At 38.0% G+C, this 19939-nt stretch carries 18 protein-coding genes and 2 tRNA genes; 2 read left to right on the forward strand and 18 right to left on the reverse strand.

Annotated elements, in window-relative coordinates; translation table 11 throughout:
- The first annotated feature begins 195 nt into the window (after nt 1-195).
- Nucleotides 196-271: transfer RNA gene (locus CVS97_RS06085), tRNA-Lys, on the forward strand.
- A gap of 8 nt (nt 272-279) precedes the next feature.
- Nucleotides 280-354 (forward strand) — tRNA-Glu (locus tag CVS97_RS06090).
- A gap of 583 nt (nt 355-937) precedes the next feature.
- On the opposite strand, the gene CVS97_RS06095 is transcribed toward CVS97_RS06090, so the two are convergent.
- From CVS97_RS06095 to CVS97_RS06175, 18 genes are all read right to left on the reverse strand, one after another.
- Complete coding sequence (locus CVS97_RS06095) at nt 938-3313, reverse strand: tetratricopeptide repeat protein (RefSeq protein WP_107785453.1); 2376 nt, start codon at nt 3311-3313, stop codon at nt 938-940.
- A gap of 22 nt (nt 3314-3335) precedes the next feature.
- Nucleotides 3336-4826, reverse strand: coding sequence for an NADH-quinone oxidoreductase subunit NuoN (gene nuoN / locus CVS97_RS06100; protein WP_107785454.1), 1491 nt, complete (start codon nt 4824-4826; stop codon nt 3336-3338).
- Nucleotides 4823-6334: an NADH-quinone oxidoreductase subunit M gene (locus tag CVS97_RS06105; RefSeq protein WP_107785455.1), complete on the reverse strand. Its 1512-nt coding sequence runs from the start codon at nt 6332-6334 to the stop codon at nt 4823-4825. Before CVS97_RS06105 ends, nuoN begins: the two co-directional genes overlap by 4 nt.
- Nucleotides 6334-8172, reverse strand: a complete 1839-nt coding sequence (gene nuoL, locus CVS97_RS06110; protein WP_107785456.1) for an NADH-quinone oxidoreductase subunit L — start codon at nt 8170-8172, stop codon at nt 6334-6336. The genes CVS97_RS06105 and nuoL overlap by 1 nt, the downstream gene beginning before the upstream one ends.
- A 3-nt stretch (nt 8173-8175) precedes the next feature.
- Complete coding sequence (gene nuoK / locus CVS97_RS06115; protein WP_107785457.1) at nt 8176-8478, reverse strand: NADH-quinone oxidoreductase subunit NuoK; 303 nt, start codon at nt 8476-8478, stop codon at nt 8176-8178.
- A complete protein-coding gene (locus tag CVS97_RS06120) occupies nt 8475-9011 on the reverse strand; it encodes an NADH-quinone oxidoreductase subunit J (protein ID WP_107785458.1) in 537 nt (178 codons plus the stop codon). Before CVS97_RS06120 ends, nuoK begins: the two co-directional genes overlap by 4 nt.
- Before the next feature lie 23 nt (nt 9012-9034).
- Entirely contained in the window at nt 9035-9652 is a 618-nt protein-coding gene (nuoI, locus tag CVS97_RS06125; RefSeq protein ID WP_107785459.1) for an NADH-quinone oxidoreductase subunit NuoI, read from the reverse strand.
- Between the two features lie 8 nt (nt 9653-9660).
- Entirely contained in the window at nt 9661-10656 is a 996-nt protein-coding gene (gene nuoH, locus CVS97_RS06130; protein ID WP_107785460.1) for an NADH-quinone oxidoreductase subunit NuoH, read from the reverse strand.
- Entirely contained in the window at nt 10649-12949 is a 2301-nt protein-coding gene (locus tag CVS97_RS06135) for an NADH-quinone oxidoreductase subunit G (RefSeq protein WP_107785461.1), read from the reverse strand. The genes nuoH and CVS97_RS06135 overlap by 8 nt, the downstream gene beginning before the upstream one ends.
- Nucleotides 12946-13656, reverse strand: coding sequence for a hypothetical protein (locus CVS97_RS06140; protein ID WP_107785462.1), 711 nt, complete (start codon nt 13654-13656; stop codon nt 12946-12948). The genes CVS97_RS06135 and CVS97_RS06140 overlap by 4 nt, the downstream gene beginning before the upstream one ends.
- Complete coding sequence (locus tag CVS97_RS06145) at nt 13653-13883, reverse strand: NADH-ubiquinone oxidoreductase subunit E family protein (RefSeq protein ID WP_087577200.1); 231 nt, start codon at nt 13881-13883, stop codon at nt 13653-13655. Before CVS97_RS06145 ends, CVS97_RS06140 begins: the two co-directional genes overlap by 4 nt.
- The gene (gene nuoD, locus CVS97_RS06150; protein WP_107785463.1) at nt 13880-15109 is read right to left on the reverse strand and encodes an NADH dehydrogenase (quinone) subunit D; all 1230 of its coding nucleotides are present in this window, start codon (nt 15107-15109) and stop codon (nt 13880-13882) included. The genes CVS97_RS06145 and nuoD overlap by 4 nt, the downstream gene beginning before the upstream one ends.
- Nucleotides 15106-15864 (reverse strand): NADH-quinone oxidoreductase subunit C, encoded by a 759-nt coding sequence (locus CVS97_RS06155; RefSeq protein WP_107785464.1) that lies wholly within the window; start codon nt 15862-15864, stop codon nt 15106-15108. The genes nuoD and CVS97_RS06155 overlap by 4 nt, the downstream gene beginning before the upstream one ends.
- Nucleotides 15861-16373: a NuoB/complex I 20 kDa subunit family protein gene (locus CVS97_RS06160; RefSeq protein WP_012001120.1), complete on the reverse strand. Its 513-nt coding sequence runs from the start codon at nt 16371-16373 to the stop codon at nt 15861-15863. Before CVS97_RS06160 ends, CVS97_RS06155 begins: the two co-directional genes overlap by 4 nt.
- Nucleotides 16355-16744, reverse strand: coding sequence for an NAD(P)H-quinone oxidoreductase subunit 3 (locus CVS97_RS06165; RefSeq protein WP_072593995.1), 390 nt, complete (start codon nt 16742-16744; stop codon nt 16355-16357). Before CVS97_RS06165 ends, CVS97_RS06160 begins: the two co-directional genes overlap by 19 nt.
- 105 nt (nt 16745-16849) lie before the next feature.
- The gene (locus CVS97_RS09405) at nt 16850-17734 is read right to left on the reverse strand and encodes an ATP-binding cassette domain-containing protein (protein WP_234401383.1); all 885 of its coding nucleotides are present in this window, start codon (nt 17732-17734) and stop codon (nt 16850-16852) included.
- Nucleotides 17689-18483, reverse strand: a complete 795-nt coding sequence (locus tag CVS97_RS09410; protein WP_234401384.1) for an ABC transporter transmembrane domain-containing protein — start codon at nt 18481-18483, stop codon at nt 17689-17691. The genes CVS97_RS09405 and CVS97_RS09410 overlap by 46 nt, the downstream gene beginning before the upstream one ends.
- Nucleotides 18483-19847 (reverse strand): coproporphyrinogen III oxidase family protein, encoded by a 1365-nt coding sequence (locus tag CVS97_RS06175; RefSeq protein ID WP_107785465.1) that lies wholly within the window; start codon nt 19845-19847, stop codon nt 18483-18485. The genes CVS97_RS09410 and CVS97_RS06175 overlap by 1 nt, the downstream gene beginning before the upstream one ends.
- Nucleotides 19848-19939 lie beyond the last annotated feature (92 nt).

Raw genomic sequence — 19939 nt, forward strand, 5'->3', positions numbered from 1 at the left:
GCGGTAGTTCAGTTGGTTAGAATGCCGCCCTGTCACGGCGGAGGTCGCGGGTTCGAGCCCCGTCCGCTGCGCCATCTATTAAACCTTAGGTTAAGGTTGTGTCTCATAGAGCACCCATTATTGAGTGTCAAATTAAATTTTAAGATTATAAGTTCTAAGATAACACTTTAAGATTTATTATTACTATTTAATCTTGCCTCGTTAGCTCAGTTGGTAGAGCATATCACTCTTAATGATGGGGTCGTAGGTTCGAGGCCTACACGGGGCACCATCCATTTTGGCCCATTCGTCTAGCGGTTAGGACACCAGCCTCTCACGTTGGTAACACGAGTTCGAGTCTCGTATGGGTCACCATTTTCCTAATTCTCATTACTTTTCAATTTATTAAACACAATATTTTATTCTAGAAAAATTTCTTAAAAATATATACTTATTTGCTTAGCAAATTGCTACTAAAAACGTAAAAACCATTTTTTATAATGTTGTTTAATTAGTGTGTAGTAAGTGATAAATTTTAGAAGCTAATTTACAATAAGCTAAAAATTTCTATAAATACAATAAAACACATCATATAAATATAATTACAAGCGTTACAAGTTATTTTTTGCTTTGATCTATTGGGTAAAACTCATTAAGTATTTTTAATTTTTAAGCTTATAAATCGTAAAACAGCCTACATTTAGTATTGTTGATTTAATAAAATGGCCAATTCTCTTTATTTATGAGAAAGATGCTTAAAATTTAAACATACCAGCCATGCTCAATACATTAAGGCTTACGATAAATATAGTTCTTTTTATAATATAAAGAGTATTTGGCGGCAATGTAAAAATATTAAAGACTCAATTATAAAGAAAGCTCAATTTAAATAGCAAAAATAAAGCCTACTAATTTTAAGCTCAAATATAAAACTAGCAAACAAGCTATCTTTTTGTATTTAGTTTTTGCCTATCATATCAAGCTTAGCTTTGCAAGCATCTTTATACGGGCTTACAAAATTTGAGTCAGAGCACTCATTTAAATAAGTCCTAGCTAACTTAAACTGCTTTTGTCTTATATAAATTTCACTTATCAAATTTAAAGCGTGTAAGCGGTCTTCTGGTCCAAGTTTCATATTTAGTATAAATTTCGCCTCATCAAGTGCCTCACTTAGGTTATCTGTCTTTAGTGAAGCTTCTGAGTAGTTAAAATTTATCTTTGGCGAAAATGTATTTATTTTGGCTTTTGTTTGTAGCTCAAGAGCTTTTTTAGCATACGTTGTAGCTATGGCGTAGTCATTACTTTTCATCGCATAGTCACTTATGGCTGTATATGCTTCGATAATCTTGAAGTCTTGGCCTCTTAGCTGCTCAATAGCGCTAATGGTTGAGATCGCCTCCGTAAAGCGTTTTAATGCAAGCAATGAGTAAAACCTATCAAAAAGAGATAGTGTTGGATCTGAGTATTCAACTGATGAGCCAAGTGAAAGCGCATCATTTGCAGCAATGATCGCATGCTCGTAGTCTTTATTTTTATATAAAATTTTGCTCAAATTTACCAGCCATTCGACCCTATCTTCTAAATTTTCATCTTTTGCATGAGCTTTCGCGAGCTCAAGTGCATCGTTGTAGCGGGCCGTTCTGTAATAGCAGTTAAAGAGCTTAAATTGCGGCAATGAGATTTTATTTATATCGTAGTTTTCAAGTAAATTTATAACAGCCGTGCAATCATCTTTTATAAAATACTCTTTTGTAAGCTCTAACGCAGCTTCATTTATCAGCTCCATTGCCTTACTTAAATTTCCATCTTTTGCCATGGTTTTGTAAGATAGTGCATCGGAGAATTTACGCTCTTTAATATCCAGCTCAAGCTCGCTTATTAGAGCCTTTTGACTAATATTTGTCCCAGCATATTTTTCAATCAACTCTTTATATCTAGCATGAAGTGCAGTAGCATTTTTATCCTTTTCTTCAAAAAATAACCCATCTTTTGCTTTAGTCACCTCATCGATATAATCACCATATTTAAACTCTGTCTCATATCTATTTAAGTATTCGTATGCTTTTTTCTCATCTTTTGTTTTGGCTAGATTTAGTGCTAAATTTTTTAAAGCAACTTCATAAAAATCTTTCGTTCTATCGCTATTATTTATCAAGATTTCATAAATTTTAGCAGCCACATCAGGCATATCTTTACTTGCAAATGTAGTTGCAAGATTCATCGACTTTGTTGGGTTATTCATAAAAAATTTTTCATTCGCATTTGCGATTTTTAGTATAAATTTCTTTGCTTCATCAAATTTTTCTTTATCGATATTTGCATCAGCTAGGCTTAGTGCTGCTCTACTTGCAAGGTCGATGTCGTTTGTAGAGTAAAGCACTTTTTCATAGTCTTTTAGCGCCTCTTTTTGTCTGCCTATTTTGTAGAGATAATCAGCATAATCAAGCGTTGCAAGTTTCGTAAATTTTGAGTTTGCGTGCTCTTCGTTTAAGATATCAAGCATATATTTTGCATCACTTGCGATGCTATCTTTTAGGTAGGCTCTAGCGATTAGATATAGCACCTCTGGATAGTTCTCATCAGATGGGAATTTTCTAATCCAAGCCCTACCTTCACTTACGATATCTTTTGGCTCGATCTCTTCAAACTCGTTTTTTGTCTCAAAAATTTTATCAAGAGCCCTTAGACGAAATAGCAAAAATTCACTTGAAAAAAGGCTATTTGGATGCCTTTTTATCGCTGTTTGAGTATCTTTTACTACATTTTCATAAGCGCCTTTTTCATAAGCTCTTTTTATACTTATGTAAATATCAATGTCATTACTATCAAGCCCAGCAATAGGAGCTTTATTAAGATCAAGCGCTCCGATACTAGGATTTAGCATATCTTTAAAATCAGGTTTAAAATTTAGCCCAGACTTTCTCTTGCTATTTTCACTGAGCGAAGTATCTATGATTATGCTAAAGTGTTTTGAAATGGTTGTTTTTGGGCTATCTTGTACGTTTTGGCTACTATAAAGCTCAGTTTTTATATTTAGCAGTTTTGACGGTGCTTTTGGCATTATGACGATAAAAAGCTTGCCATCTTGCTTTTTATATTTTATATCCATTAATGGCAGTGTCGTATCTTCAATTTTTGGCAAAATTTCATCATCAAGCATGCAGACATAGCGTTTGGTATCGTAAGCTAAAATTTGCTCCACGCATTCAAATTCTTGCTCATCGCTTAGCTGAAGGACACTATAAGGTTTATCACCATTTGCGCCGCTATTTAGGCTAAGATTAAAAGCGGTTAGATAAAGCGGAAAAAATAAAATAATTAAGAGCTTTTTCATGCCGCAATTATAGTTAAATTTTCTAAAATCCTGAAGCAAAGACAAAATGCTCAATAAATTCTAAAATCGCTCCAGAAAATAAAAAGGAAAATGCTGTTCCAGCTACTGCAATGCCAACAATTACTTTTAGCGCCATCGAGATATTTGTGGTGTAGAGATTTTTATCTTTTACGATCGGCTCTTTTAAAAACATAAAGACGATGAGCTTTAGGTAGTAATAAATTGCAATCGCAGAGTTTATCATGATTATAACGCTAAGTACGATATAGCCAGACTTGATAAGTGATGAAATAAGTATCATTTTGCCCCAAAATACGCTAAAAGGCGGAATGCCAGCAAGAGCGATCATAAAAATTCCCATTATCACAGCGTAGCTTGGTAAAATTTTTATAAGCCCTGAAAATTTCTCAAATGGGTGCTTAAAACGCTTATCCCAGCAGACGACGTCGTCACATCTTGCCACCCAAAGCATAGAAAATGCGCCCAAATTTGCAAACAAAAACATGATCCAGTAAAAAAACAAGGCGACATTTGCCTCGTGAGAATTTACCACAAGCGTGCAAAGAACGACACCAGCGTGAGCTATGGAGCTAAAAGCAAGCATTCTTTTTACATCTTTTTGCACTAGCGCCATGATATTTGCAAGGCTCATCGTAAGCACGGCGATGATGTAGAGCATATCTTTTATCCACAAAATTTGTGAGCCTTCAAGCATCGCAAAAATTCTTAACGCAACGATAAAAGCTGCTACCTTTGGCACGATCGACATATAGCCAGCTAGCGGGGCATTTGAGCCCTCATAAACGTCTGGTATCCATGTGTGAAATGGTATGAGCGAGAGTTTAAAACCAATGGCAGAGGCGATGAAAACGCAGCCTAATAAAATGATCAAATTTTGATTTAGGCTAAGATCTTTTATTATAACGCCGATACGAGCGATGTCTATTGAGTTTGTGGCTAGATAAAACATCGCTATTGCCATTGCAAAAAAGCCAGCCGAGAGCGAGCCCATCGCAAAGTATTTAATGGCAGCTTCTACGCTTTTTGCCTTGTTGTGAAGAGCTATTAGCGTGTAGAGACAAAGTGAGCTGATCTCAAGGCCTAAAAAGATGATGAGTAGGTTGTTTGAGCTCACCATAAATAAAAATCCAGCTATCATAAACAAAAATAGAGCGTAATACTCATAAATTTTGTACTCAAAATACTCTTTTGTGCTAAGTGCGAGCGGGATAAAAAGTGCTGAGGCGATTAAGATAATGACTTGAGAAATAACCGAAACGCCATCGACTAAAAGCATATCCCAAAAGCTAAGGCTAAGACCGTTAAAATCAAGTATTAGGCCCAAATTTACGAATATTGCGATGATACAAAATACGCAGTAGAAATTTCTCGAAAGGTCTTTTTTTATAGTGCCAACGATTAAGATAAAAAGCGCAAAGATTATCATACTAAGCATCGGAGCAACTGAAGATAAAGAAATTTCTTTTAGATCCAAAAAAGCTATTTCGTTCATAGTTTGCTCCCGCCATTTAAAGATAAAATTTTATCCTTTGTGTCGCTATTTACGGCTCTAGTTTGCATTTTGCTTATGATATTTTGCACGCTTGGCTCAAGCGGCTTTAGTATCAAATTTGGTGCGATACCAAGGGTGATGATGAGTAAGCAAAGTGGCACAAGAGCGGCTAACTCTTTAAAATTTAGATCTTTTAGGCTTAAATTTTTCTCCTTGCACTCACCAAAAAACACCCTTTTATAAAGCACTAGCATATAAATAGCGCCCACAATGATACTAAAGCCACCAAGTAGCGCAAAGAGTTTATTTAGCTTAAAGATGCCAAGAAGGCTCAAAAACTCGCCTACAAAGCCGATCGTTAGCGGCAGGCCGATACTTGCAAGCGTTGCTATAAAAAATATAAGCGCATACTTTGGCATCACCTTGGCAAGGCCGCCAAATTCGCAAATTTCTTTTGTGTGAGCTCTCTCATATATGACGCCAACTAGTAAAAATAGCGCGCCGCTTACGATAGCGTGGCTTATCATCAAAAATATTGAGCCACCAAGGCCTATTAAATTTAGTGAAAAGATGCCTATCATGATAACGCCCATGTGTGAAATGGAGCTATAAGCGATCACTTGTTTCATGTCGCTTTGTGCGTAGGCAACGAGAGCTGCGTAGATGATCATTATGATAGCTATGACGCAGACAAAGCCGCTTAAAAGCAGGCTCGCATCTGGAAAAAGTGGAAGTGAAAATCTCACAAAGCCGTAAGTGCCCATCTTTAAAAGCACGCTAGCAAGCAACACCGAGCCGATAGTCGGAGCCTGTCCGTGCGCGTAAGGTAGCCACGTGTGAAATGGAAATAGCGGAGTTTTCACACCAAAGGCGAAGAAAAACGCTAAAAATAGCCAAATTTGAGCGCTTTGCCCGATACCAAGCTTGTACCAGTCAAGCAAGCTAAAGCTAAAGGCACCACTTTTTTGGTAGTACAAATAGCCAATAAAGATGATCGCTACTAGCATAAAGACAGAGCCTAAAAATGTATAGATGAAAAATTTAATCGCAGCGTAAATTCTATTTTTACTGCCAAATGCGCCGATGATATAAAGTAGCGGTATGAGGCTAAGCTCCCAAAAGCTATAAAACAAGATCATATCAAGCGCGCTAAAGACGCCCATCATCGTGCTCTCTAAAAATAGCACGCTAATAATTAGATGTTTTAAATTTCCATCATCGCTAAGTGCGGCGATAGAGATGAAGCTCATAAATGCACTAAGTACGATAAGTGCTAGCGAAATGGTGTCGATGCCGACAAAATAGCTGATATTTAGGCTTGGTATGAGCGAGACTTGATGCGTTAAAACAAAGTCATAACCATGAAAATCGATATTTATGCAGATAAAAATGGCTAGCAAAAGCTCGATCAGCGCGATGCTTGCTCCATAAAATTTTATGCTTTTATTTTCTATCAAAAAGCCAAGTATTGCGCTTATTGCTGGGAAAAATATGATGACACTTAGCATTATTTGGCTCCGTTTAATAAAAATATAAAGCTTAAAAGCAAGGCAAATCCTGCGACCATAAATCTAAGCATGATGCTTAAGTCGCCACTTTGCATTTTGTTTGCTAAAAATGCAAATTTATTTAATGCTATTGCGACTAGATCGACACTACGATCGATTATCATCTCATCAATCTTTTTACAAATTTGTGAAATTAACGTATAGCCATTTATGAAAAATTTCTCATAAAATTTTGGGATAAAGTAGGCATTTTGTAAAATTTTATAAATTCTGCTCTCACAAATGCTCTCTTTAAAAATTTCTCTTTTATAGGCAAATACTGCAAAGCCAGTACTTGCTAGCACTAGGCTAAGTGTTAAAACGAGCAAGAAAATTTCACTACCGTGAGATAAATTTAGTGGAAAATCTTTTAAACTTTTTTCTAAAAACTCACTAAAGTTGCTCCAAAAAAAGCCACTTATGACTGAGAGAATTCCAAGTACGCCCATGCCAGCTAGCATATAGTTTTTAGCTTCATGCACGTGTTTCTCGCTCTTTGGCTTTGTAAAAAAGACGAGCATAACGAGCCTAAAGCTATAAAATGCTGTAAGCACAGCACCAAAGAGCAAAATAATCCATAAAAATTTATTTTCACTAAAAGCAACCTCTAAAATTTTATCCTTTGAAAAAAAACCAGCAAATGGGTAAAATCCAGCCAGCGCGCAGCTTGCGATGATAGAAAGTAGTGCAGTTGGCTTCATAAATTTATAAAGTCTGCCCATTTTTTTGATATTTAGCTCGTCATTCATCGCGTGCATAACGTTTCCAGCGCACAAAAATAGCAGCGACTTGAAAAATGCGTGCGTGACAAGGTGAAAAAGTGCGATCTTGTAAGCGCCTAGGCCAGCCGCTACAAACATATAGCCAAGCTGCGAAAGCGTCGAGTAAGCGACTATCTTTTTAAGATCGTTATGCACTAGTGCGATGCTAGCGGCAAATATCGCTACAAATGCGCCAAGGAAGGCGATAAAGTGCGATACTTCAGGCACATTTGCAAAGATGAAATTTGCGCGTATGACTAGATAGACGCCAGCTGTTACCATGGTCGCAGCGTGGATGAGTGCAGAAACCGGCGTTGGTCCCTCCATGGCGTTTGCAAGCCAAGTGTGAAATGGGAACTGCGCGCTTTTACCCATGGCGCCTATGAAAAGAAGTGTGGCAATGATGCCTAAATTTAGCCCAGAAAGGTCGCTTCTAGCGCTAAAAACCTCGCTAAATTTAAGCGAGCCAAAGCTATAAAATATATAAAAAATGCCAACAAGCATGGCAAGATCAGCCACCCTGTTCATCACGAAAGCCTCGTTTGCAGCGACGTTTGCGCTAGGCCTTTTATACCAAAAGCCAATGAGTAGCCAAGAGCAAAGCCCAACGCCCTCCCAGCCGATAAATAGCCCTATGAAGTTATCGCTTGATACAAGGACGTTCATGCAAAAGACAAAGAGCCCAAGGTAGCTAAAAAAGCGGTTAAAGCTCGCGTCATCTCTCATGTAGCCAATGGAATAGATATGCACGATGCTAGCCACCACGCCCACGGTGCTAAGCATCACGAGGCTGATCGCATCAAGGTAGAAGCTAAAGCTAAGATCAAGCGAGCCTAAGCTTATAAACTCTTTTAGGGTTAAATTTAGTGGCTCATCTACGCTAAGACTGGCCGTTAGCATGAGTGAAGCTGTGGCGCTAACGATCATGAGAAGCGAGCAGAAAAGACCGATAAATAAATTCTTACTACTATGCGAAAAGATACCAGCTATAATGAAGCTAAGAAGCGGGAAAAATAGTGAAATGCAAAATAAAGTCATCTCTTAGCCTTTCATATTTGTCATCGACTCTAAACTGATGCTGCCAGTCTTTTTATACCAAAGTACGAGTAGCCCTAGTCCCACGGCGACCTCGCTAGCTGCGATGGCTACTATAAAAAATGCGATGATCTGCCCAGTTAGGTCAAAGTAGTATTTTGAGATGGCAGCGAGTGCTATGTTTGCTGAGTTTAGTAAAATTTCACTTGAGAAAAATAGCATTATCAAATTTCTTCTTCTCATTATGCCAACTAGCCCTATGACAAAGACCAGACTTGCTAGGATGAGATAGTGAATAAGGCCTATCATAGCATCTCCTCAAATTTGCTTTGCGCGTCTAGGTCTTTATGTATCAAGATGATGCCAGCAACCATTGCCACAAGAAGCATTACGGCACACATCTCAAAAGCGATCAAATATCTACTAAAAAGTAAAATTCCAATAGCCTCGATATTGCCAAGCTCGCTAGCAATGGGACTTAATCCATCAAATTTTGCACCATAAATAGGAGCTAAAAATATAAATATCAAAAGAAGTGCTATGAAACTACTTAAAAGATAGATAGTGATCTTTGCTTTTTTGCTACTTTTTGGCTCACACTCTTTACTGCTATCAAAAAACATCATCGCAAATGCGTATAAAACGACCACCGCGCCTGTATAGACGACGATTTGCACCACGCCTAAAAACTCAGCCCCAAGTAAGAAAAATATAGCCGAGATAAAGACCATGCCAGCAGCTAGCGCAGAGACTGCATTTAGTGCGTTTTTACAAAATACGCTAAAAGAAAAACTAACTAAAACCAAGGCGCTAAAAAGATAAAATGCAAAGCTCTCATACATCTTTTGCCCTTTTAAAATTTATACTACTCATCACTTTTTGTCTCATTTTCATTTTCGTTTATAAATGCATTTGACGTCTTTTTGATTAAGCTATCAGCATTTTTAGGAAGTGCGCCATAGCCTTCAAACTCACTTTGATCTTTTAAAAATTTATCCTTTGTCAAAAATTCATCTTTTGTGCCAAATATAATCCTGCTCTCACTTGCGACTTCGTACTCTTGCCCGCAGACTATCGCAAGCTCAGGGCAAACATCAGCGCAAAATCCACAATACACGCATCTACTTAAATTTATCGAGTAGCTTGCGACCTTTTTGCGGCCATCTTCGCCAAGTGAAGTTTTCATCGAAATGCAGTTGCTAACGCAAATTTTCTCACATAGCCCGCATCCAATGCAACGTTCATTTTCACTTTCAACAAATTTTAAAAGCTTATGAATGCCCCTATATCTAGCGTTTAGCTGCATCTTTTGCATAGGATATTTTAAAGTATGCGACTTGCTAAAGAGCATCTGCTTTATCGTGACTTTTAGTCCGATCAAAAGATCAGGCTTAAATGTGGCAGCGATGAAGTGCTTAAATTTATCAAACGCGCTCTTTGGCTTTAACTTTTCATCTATTAAAATATATTTTTTCTCACTCATTTTTCGCCTTAGATTAGTAGCATAAAGCCAGTGACTACGATATTTAAAATTCCAAGCGGAAGCAAAATTTTCCAGCAAAATGCACTTAACTGATCAACTCTTAAATGTGCCCATGAAGCCCTTACCCAAAGAAAAAAGAAAAAGACAATGCTTGATTTTAAGATGATCATCAAAGCACCTGGGATAAATAAAAATTCGTTAAATCCACCTAAAAATAAAATCGTAATGATGATGCTAGCAGCGATCATATTTGTGTATTCGCCGATAAAAAACATCGCCCATCTCATGCCACTATACTCGGTGCCATATCCTGCTACTATTTCTGTTTCGTTTTCTGTTAAGCAAAATGGCGTTCTATTGCACTCCACAAAGCTTGCTATTAAAAAGAGTAAAAAGGCAAGGGGCTGCTTGAATATAAGCCAGCCAAAAATTCCTTTTTGATAGTTGTTTATATCCACAAGTGAGAGTGAGCTAGTTACCATTACGACGCTTAAAAGAGCCATGCCAGCGATTATTTCGAAACTAAGAAGTGAGACTACTGCGCGAGCTGCGCTAATTAGTGCAAATTTATTATAGCTTGCAAGACCTGCTGCAAGTGGAGAAAAAACGCAAACCGAAGCAACACCAGCGATGTATAAAATACCAACATTTATATCTGAGAGAACCGGACGTAATGTATGTCCAAAAATTTCAAACTCAGGCAAAAATGGTACAGGTGCAAGCGCTGCAAATGCGGCGATGGCTGATATTAGTGGAGCTATTAAAAAGATAAATTTATTCGTATTTGCTGGCACGATGTCCTCTTTTGTAAAGAGTTTTATCATGTCAGCTACTATCTGTAAAATTCCAGCTGGCCCTACCATATCAGGCCCTACGCGGCGCTGCATGTAAGCTAGTACCTTTCTCTCAGCATAAGTTGCAAGCCCTGCAAGGCTTGCCATGACGGCTAAGATGACCACGGCTTTAACAATAGTGCTTAGCACAAAAAATAGTGCTTCACTCATCTTTTACCTTTATGATTTTAACTACGGCGTAGCTTTTACCATTAAATATAACGCCCACATTAAGCTTATCGTCATAATCACCTAAATACGCAGCGACTCCGCCAAGCTCGCTATCAAGCTCCACACAAATGGCAAGCTTTCGCCTATCTTTTTCTAAAACAATCGCTTCATTTTGTGAAATTTCAAATTTAGCCATAAATTCGCTACTTGCATAAAGCTTCGCTCTTTTGGCTGTTTGTGTGGCGTAGTTTGCAAAAAATGATGGCAAATTTATAGGATTTGCAAGACTTATAAGTGCCTCGTCATCTTTTAAATTTATGCTCTTGCTATCTTTTAAAAGTGGCTCTATATCATCATTTGGCGTGAAATTTGAAATTTCTAGTTTATAACCTCTGTGACTTGTGCCGTCATTTGCATAAAAATTTTCTAAATCATCAAATTTAATGCCTTTGTAACCCTTTTCTTTTGGTAAATTTGGCGTGTAATCAATCGTATTTTTAGCCATTAGTCCAAGCGCGTTTGCGATATCGTTTAGAAAATAACCTTTGTGCGGTATTGCCACATTTGTTGGCACTAGGGCGTTATTTATGCTTGTAAATGTTCCTTCTTGCTGATTTAGCGCGCTAGCATCGATGTCACCTTCAAAAATGCTAAATTTATAATCACCATTTTCGTTATAGCCAAGCGTCTTGCCAAGCTTTTTCTCGCTTGTAAGAGTGCAAATTTTAGCAACGCCAAGTGAGTTTGTGCGTGGTGGTATTAGCATCACACGAAATGGCGTAGCTCTTGCGATCACTCCAGTAAGTGCGGCTAGTAAATTCGCATTTTCATCTGTGTAAAAATCGCTTCCTAAAATGAGCGTAAATTTGCTTTTGCCCTCGCTTAAAGCTGGTATATCTAAGCCAAAATTTTCATCAAAATTTGCTAGTTTTGATGTAAGTGTGCTAGGTAAATTTTCACCCCAGTTTTTAAGTATAAAAAGTAAAATTTGCTCTAATTTTCCAGCCTCATGCATCACGCAAGCGAAATTCTTTGAAAATTTCTTCACGACCTCATCGGCTATGTGATGAAAGTAAATTCCAGCTGCTTTATTCATTTTTAAAGCGTTATTTAACTTAAAGCTTGTCACTGGGCTTTCGTGTCTTAAGAAACTGCCAGCACTGATGATAAAATCGCTATTTTTAATATCTGTATAGTCTGCGTTATATGAGCTAAGCCCACTAAATTCGCTAAATTTATTTAAAAATTTTTGATAATTTAGCGCCTCATTGTTTATTAGATTTAGATCAAATTTCTCTCTTAAACACTCTAAAATAAGGGCTTCTTCGTTCGTGATGAAGCTATTAAATTTTATATTTTTGATCGCACCATTTTTAATATTTAAAACAATCTCTTCAAATTTTTCTTCATTTTTACAGGCAAGCTCGTTGTGAAAGTCATAGCCAAACCTAGCTGCTCCACTTACCTCACCAAATGTAAAATCATTGCTGACGCGGTAAATTTGCTTACTTCTATCGCTAGTACTCTTTTCTTTTACATCATAGTAAATTAGCTCGCAGTCGCTTTGATGTGGATTTGCTGCTGGGATAGGGTTTAGCTCCCAGATATTTGTGCTATATTGAAAATGCGAACTAATAAGTGCTCCAGTAGGACAAACGCTGATACACTCGCCGCAAAATGAGCAGTCAAGACTCTCGCCCACGCTTGGACCTATTAAGCTTTTTTGCATCTTGCTAAAAACAGCATAGGCATCTTTTGACATACTCTCTTTTAGCTCTTTTGGCACCTCAACGCCTCTTGGTACGGTCTTTAGTGCACTCTCACCGATCCTATCTTTGCAAACAGTGACACATCTTTCGCAGACTATGCAAAGAGCTGGATCGTAGTTGATTAGCCCCCATTTTTTATGTGGTTTGTGTGTGTCAGCGATGGCAAATTTTTGCTCATTTACTTTTAGATGTGTGGTTAAATTTTGTAGTTCACATTCGCCGCTTTTGTCACAAACGCCACATTGAATCGGATGATTTACGCAATAAGTCTGCATGATCGCATTTCGCTCGGCAGCGATTTCTGGTGTGTTTGTATAAATTTGCATATCCTCTTTTGCTTTGGCGTTGCAGCTATAAACTACTTTGCCGTTTGCCTCAACCATGCAAAGCCTACAAGCAAGAGTTGGTGAGCAACCGCTAAGATAGCAAAGAGCTGGGATATAAATTCCATTTGCTCTTGCAATATTTAGGATGCTCTCGCCTTCATCTGCCTCTAAAATTTGATCATTTATGCTTATTTTCATTTACTAACTACTACTTGTTTAAATGCGTATCCATCAAACTCTTTTGCGCCAAATATCGCAACTGTGCCTTTTAGCGAATGGTCTAGTTTAAATTTTGCCGTCACGCTAAAATCTTTTGCTTTAAGCTCTAGCATATCGCCATCTTTTGCCTTTGCTACGATACCAAACTGCACGCCGCCCACGATCTCATCGCTTGCGTTTTTGTTTAGATAAACGACTGCTCCGTCAAAATTTTCAAGCTCTTTTAGCTCGTCTATTTTGTGGTAATCATTAAATTCTTTCTTGCAACCACCAGCCAAAACGACATTTTTGCCTAAAATTTCAAGTAACCAAAAGATCGCATCTTTATCTGGATGAGTAAAAAATGAATCATCAACAACGATGTTTTTAACATCCTTTATCCACTCGCCTAGCTCTTCAAATTCCTCTTCGCCAACATTGCACTCGCCACTTATCAGTCCATCATCAAGCTCGCTAAAAAACTTATCGCAAGATAAATTTGCGTATTTGCAAAGAAGAGCTAAGACATAGCTTATTGAGCCTATTTCGCAGCGGATTAAATTTTCGCCACCAAGCTCGCTATCTTCGATGCAAGAGATATATTTAAACTCGTGCTCTTTTATCTTTTTTGCTAAATTTTTATCGCTCAAGCTTAGTAAATTTGCGATGCTTAAGCTTTTGCCTGCTATTAAATCATTAAATTTCATATCTTGCCCTTTTTTATGGTTAATACCCAATCAACTTGGTTAAATTTAAGCGAGTTCATCACTTCGCAGTTTAGATTATAGGCTAAATTTACAGCCTTTGCCACGCCGCTAAAATCGCCTATCTCAAATAAAAATATAATCACTTCGCCAGCCTCGCTAGCCTTTATCTGTTGTCCAAGAGCGCTCAAAAACTCACTCTTTAAGTGCCTAAGATCGACCCTTCTCATCTATCGACCTCGCCTAAGATGATATTTGTGCTACCAATTATCGTAGCGACGTCAGCGACGTACTGACCTACTAATAAATCTTCATAAATAGCGCAGTGCCAAAAGCTTGGCGTGCGAATTTTTAGGCGATATGGGCTTGCGCTGCCGTCTGAGTTTATATAAATTCCAAGCTCTCCCTTTGGCGACTCGCTAGCAAAGTAAATTTCACCTTTTGGAGGCTTTAGCCCTTGGGTTATTAGCACAAAATGCTGCATTAGTGAGTAGTTTTGGCTCATTATCTGCTCTTTTGAAGCGCTCACGTAATCTGGCGCATCGGCGATGATAGCGGGGCTGCTTGTTTGATACTTGCTAACGCACTGCTTTAAAATTTTCACGCACTCACGCATCTCTTTCATGTAAAGCAGATACCTTGCGTAGCAGTCGCCGTGTGTCGCATAAGGCACGTCAAATTCTAGCTCATCATAGATGAGATATGGCTCTTCTTTTCTTATATCACGCGCCACACCGCTTGCTCTTAGCATGACGCCAGAGCAGCCGCTACTAAGGGCTAGCTCTTTACTGACTACGCCCACGTCAATAAGCCTTGCTTGCCAAATTCTATTTTCACTTAGTAGATCTTCGTAAAGCGTGATGTCGCTTGGAAATTTCTCGCAAAATTTAAGCAGCTCCTCGCACCAGCCATCAGGCAGATCAAGCGGCATGCCACCGATCCTTATGGAGCTATGAGTTAGCCTTGCGCCGCAGTATTTTTCTATGAGATCAAGGACATATTCGCGCTCTCTAAATGCGTATAAAAAGACGCTCATTACCCCAACATCAAGGGCATGCGTAGCTAAAAATAAAAGGTGCGAGCTGATGCGGTTTAGCTCTAAAAGCATCACTCTAATGATCTGCGCACGGCGAGGCACTTCGATACCGCAAAGTTTCTCCACAGCCGCACAAAATGCGTAGTTATTGGCACTCGATGCTATGTAATCAACCCTGTCAGTTACTGGGATAAATTCCTGATAGGTCATATTTTCAGCCATTTTTTCAACGCCTCGGTGCATGAAGCCAACCTCTGGTATGGCGTGCACGACCTTTTCGCCATCAAGCTCAAGCACAAGCTTTAACTGACCATGAGCGCTTGGGTGCTGTGGGCCAAAATTTAGTATCATCTTGCCGTCATTTTGCTCAAATTCTAAATTTTCAAAAAATGGTTTTAAGCGGTTTGGTGACTGACTCAAGGTCTTTCCTTTACTATCTGGCTCTGGCTAAATTTAGCCTTTTTGACAAATTTTACTCCGCCATCTTCTTGATACTCGTACTCTTCGCTAAATACTCTTGAAAATCCAAAGGTATTTTTCTCTTCAATATAAGCTGGATCGCGGTTTTCTTCGCCAATTTGCTCTCTAAACTCACTTCCAAAAATTTTATCCACCTCGTACCATTTAGCAGCCTCGTCGCCAGTTAGCGGATAGCTCTTTAAGAGCGGGTGTGAGTGCCAGTCATCAGGCATGATGAGGCGCTTTAAATTTGGATGATCTTTAATGAGAACGCCACTTAGATCATACATTTCGCGCTCAGCCCAGTTTGCGCTTTTGTAAAGCCCACAAACGCTTTTTAACATTTCATCCTTTTTTACAAAGCATTTTACACGAGCGCGTCTATTTTTACTAATGCTAAGAAGCTGATAAAAGACCTCATATCCGCCTTTTACACTTATAAAATCAAGTGCTGCAAGCTCACTAAGCTGTTCGTAACCAAAAGATTTTAATACTTCAAGAGCTTTAAAATTTTCACTAGAATTTACATAAATTACAAGCTGATCAAACTCCACGTAGCTAGATAAAATTTCTACTCCGCTTTGTCCTAAGATAGCTAGCTCTTCATCAAATTTAGAATCTTTTACTTCATCTTTTGAAGTCTGCTTTTCTATGTAAAATTTTTCTTTGTAATACTGCTTTTTTTGTAGATCGTTTTTTGGCTTATACTCTCTCATATCTCAAGCTTCCTTGGCTTTTGCGCCCTAAATGCACTTTGTTTTCTTATCTTTTTTTGAAGCATCATAAGTGCATATTGAAGCGTCTCTGGACGCGGGGCACAGCCTGGGATGTAGATATCAACTGGTATTATCCTATCCACGCCTTGAACGGTAGAATAGGTGTTAAACATGCCACCAGTGTTCGCACAGCTACCCATTGAGATGACCCATTTTGGCTCAGGCATCTGATCATAAAGACGCCTTGTAAATTCAGCGTGTTTTTTAGTTAGCGTGCCAGCTATGATCATCACCTCTGAGTGTCTTGGGCTAGCCCTAAAAATGGTGCCAAATCTATCAAAGTCATATCTACTAGCGCCACTTGCCATCATCTCTATCGCACAGCAAGCGAGCCCGTAGCTAAGTGCCCAAAGCGAGTTGCTCCTACCCCACTGAACGAGCTTATCAACGGTTGTTAAAACGACTGGCAAGCCACCATTTGCAGCGTAATTTATCTGATGCTTTGCCATTTAAAGACTCCTTTTTGCCAAGCATAAGCAAAGCCGATAAGTAAAATCGCCACAAAAAGTAACATTTCGATTAGTCCAAAAATTCCAAGTAGCCTAAAATCCACCGCCCACGGATACATAAAGATGACTTCAACATCAAACAAAATAAATAAAATTCCATAAAAAAAGTAGTGGATATTTATCTTATTTGGCTGTTTTACGGTGGTTGGACCACACTCATAAAAGCCAAGTTTTAAGCGCTCGGTATTGCGGTTAGCTAGTTTTTTGCTTATTTTTGAAGATAAGAATGTTATTAAACAAAATGAACAAGTCGCTAGTAAAAGTATGATAAATGCCCCAAAATAGGTACTTTCAAGCTCTGAATGTGACATACTTTGCCTTTTTTAATTTTTAAGATTCTACTAAATTTAAATTTATTTGAGCTTGAAACGGCTTAAGAGTAGGGTGAGTATTGTGCTTTTGTGTAAAAATTACTCCTATTTTATCTTCTCAACTGCATCTTTTGCAGCACTTATTCGCTCGCTCTCGTCTAGCTCACGCACAAAGCCATCTTTTACCAAGATGATCCTAGTTGCTACATCAAAATAGCTATCATCGTGGCTAACAGCGATTATACTTATGCCCTTACTTTGCAAAAATGGCAAAATTTCTTTATAAAATTTTCGCTTAAAGAGCGGATCTTGATCTGCTGCCCATTCATCTAGGATAAGGATAGAGCGGTGCTCTAAGATGGCTATTAAAAGACTTAGACGCTTTCGCTGACCGGTTGAGAGTTGCGTGGTACTAAGCTTATTATCTATGACACTTACTTTTTTGTCGATCTCAAGCAAGGCTAAAAGCTCGTCTATTTCGTTTTGGCTAGCAAAGCCATTATGAGAGAGCGTTTGCGAAAATAGATAAAAATCGGCAAAAATAGCGCTAATCTTTGCCTGGTAGCTTTGTAAATTTCTTTCATCTATCTTTGTGCTATCAAGGTAAATATTGCCACTACTTGGGCGCATTAGCCCGCAAAGTAAATTTATAAGCGTACTTTTGCCGCTACCATTTTTACCGATGATAAATGTTATCTCGCCGCGTTTGATCTCTAAATTTACGTCTTTTAGGCTAAATTTGCCGTGAGTGTAGTTGAAATTTATATCTTTTAGTTTTATGCTTTGCCAATTATCGCTTAGGCTATCGTCAAATTTAAAGTCTTCCTTAAAATTATTTAGATTTAAACTCATGATCTTCTCTAAGCTCACCTTTGCACTAAGTGCGGCTGGTATGGAGCCAACCATGCTCATAAATGAGCCTCTTAAAAATAGTATCGTAAGACTTATACTAAGTGCTGTTTGCAGGCTCGCCCAGTCAAATGCACGCACAAAAATACACAAAGTCCAACTGAGCCAAGCAGCATAATATTTGTAAAATTATCGCTTAATGAGTGATAAATATCGGCCTTTACCATATTTTGACGTTTTTTATCGCCTGTAAAATTTAACTCATCAAAGCAGACACTTGCCCTTGCTCTATTTAAACTAAGCTCTCTATGCCCCTCTACGATATCGTCGTAGTGCTTTTGCAATGCGTCATCTTGAACTCTAGAATGCTTAAAATAAAGATGAATTTTTTTCATAAAAAGCGTATTTATAAAAAGAGTCGCACCGATCCAAACGGATAAAAAGATAAAAATTTTTGGAGCTATTACACAAAGATAGATGCTGGCGCAGACGATAAAAACTAAGCTTTGTATAAAGCCAGTAGCGCTCATAAAAGCAAATGTGATCGTTTTTATGTCATTGTTTAGGCTAGCTATGATCTTTGCTTTGCCGATCTCGTTTATCACGCTATTTGTCGTATCTAAAATTTGCTTTACACTTTGATATCTTAGCTCGTAGATAAATTTATGTCCAAAATTTGTAAGCGATATATTTGCTACGATGGCGCTTACAAAAAATAAGAGCAAAACCACTATAAATTTAACCACTATAAAGGTGTCAAATTCTTTTAAGCTTACAAGCTCATTATTTATAAATGAAAGAGTCCAGACGCCAAGCCCGCTAAATACGAGTGTTAATAACACTATTTTAGAAATTTGGTAGATGTTTTTTTTAATTAAATTTGCAAGCATTACATCGCAGCTCGTGGCTGAATGATATTTGGCTCATACTTTTGTTCAGTATTTTCGCTCATTATGCGAAGCACCTTACTTCGTTTTATCTTAGCGTCATCTTTAAATATCGCACGTACTTTGTCCATACCAGCGTAAAAATCACGCATAAGCACGATGCAGATATATTTGCCAAAAAATGTCGGCTTAATAATGCCATTTTCTTCATATACCGCATTTACAAGCTTAAGTAAGCTAAGCTCCATAAATAAGGCTTTATTGATGTTTGTGTTATTTTCATCGTTATATCTTTTAATATCAACTCCACCATCAAAAAGCCTTGTTAAAAACGTGTATTTAAGTCTCTCTTTCTTGCTAAAACCACATTTTGCTATGACTGGGCTTTGCCTATTTTTTATCCTTTTGCCGTATTCAAGTAGATTAAACGCGTTTATTACAAGCTCACCGTTAAGAAAGCTAAATGCTCCGCTACCAACGCCAAGATACTCTAAATTTGAACCAACATATTCGTCACGAAGGTCGGCACTTTTTTCGTTTGAAAATGCCCAGGCGTTGCTTTGTTTGTAGTTACTTTTGCTAAATTCTTCAGTGATTATCTCATAAAATTCACGCTCGTTATCTACGTTTGAAACACCAAGTGAGCGAGCTATATTCTCTCTTGTTAGCTCTGATTTCATAAGTGGATAGAAGGTGATTTGTTGTGGAAAGATGGATTTTGCAGTATTTATGTCGTTTATGAGCTGCTCTTTCGTTTGATTTGGCAGGTTAAAGATGAGATCCAGGCTAATGACCGGGATCTTACCAAGAGCAAGCTCAAGCTTTCTTTTTACCTCCTTGGCTGAGCCAAATTTTTCGTATCTGCCAACTCTTTTTAACGTTTCATCATCAAAGCTTTGTACGCCAACGCTTAAGCGATCAATTAATCCATCAAATCTAGCTAAACTCTCGGGTGAGATGTGATTTGGATCGCTTTCTGCTGAAATTTCATCTATACTAAAAAGCTCTTTTGCAAGCTTAAGCGTCTTTTCAAGCTCCGGCTCATTTATAAGCGTTGTGCCACCACCAACATAAAGTGAATCAAAGTCAAATCCAGCCTCTTTAACCTGCCTCATCTCCTCACGTAAATTTTCAAAGTAAGCTTTTGCAAGCTCTTGCTCATAGTGGTACTTATGAAACGAGCAATATGGACAGAATGTGTGACAAAATGGTACATGCGCGTAGAGCATATACTTTTTGTCTTTTTTTGGAGTTTTGGTGTAGGTTGTGGTTAAAATGTCTATATTAAATTCATTATATAGTGATCTCTGAATAGAATTATGAGCGTAATTTACGGCAAAATTCTCGACAATATTTTTAAAGATCATAACTAATCGCCTTAAATAAGTTTGGTTTTAAATTGATGTGTTAGGATAGCTAACTTTTAATAAATTTAGCCTTGTGTTAAAGAAATTTTTAG

Origin of the sequence: Campylobacter concisus, assembly GCF_003049735.1 — a bacterium.
Taxonomy (GTDB): domain Bacteria; phylum Campylobacterota; class Campylobacteria; order Campylobacterales; family Campylobacteraceae; genus Campylobacter_A; species Campylobacter_A concisus_AN.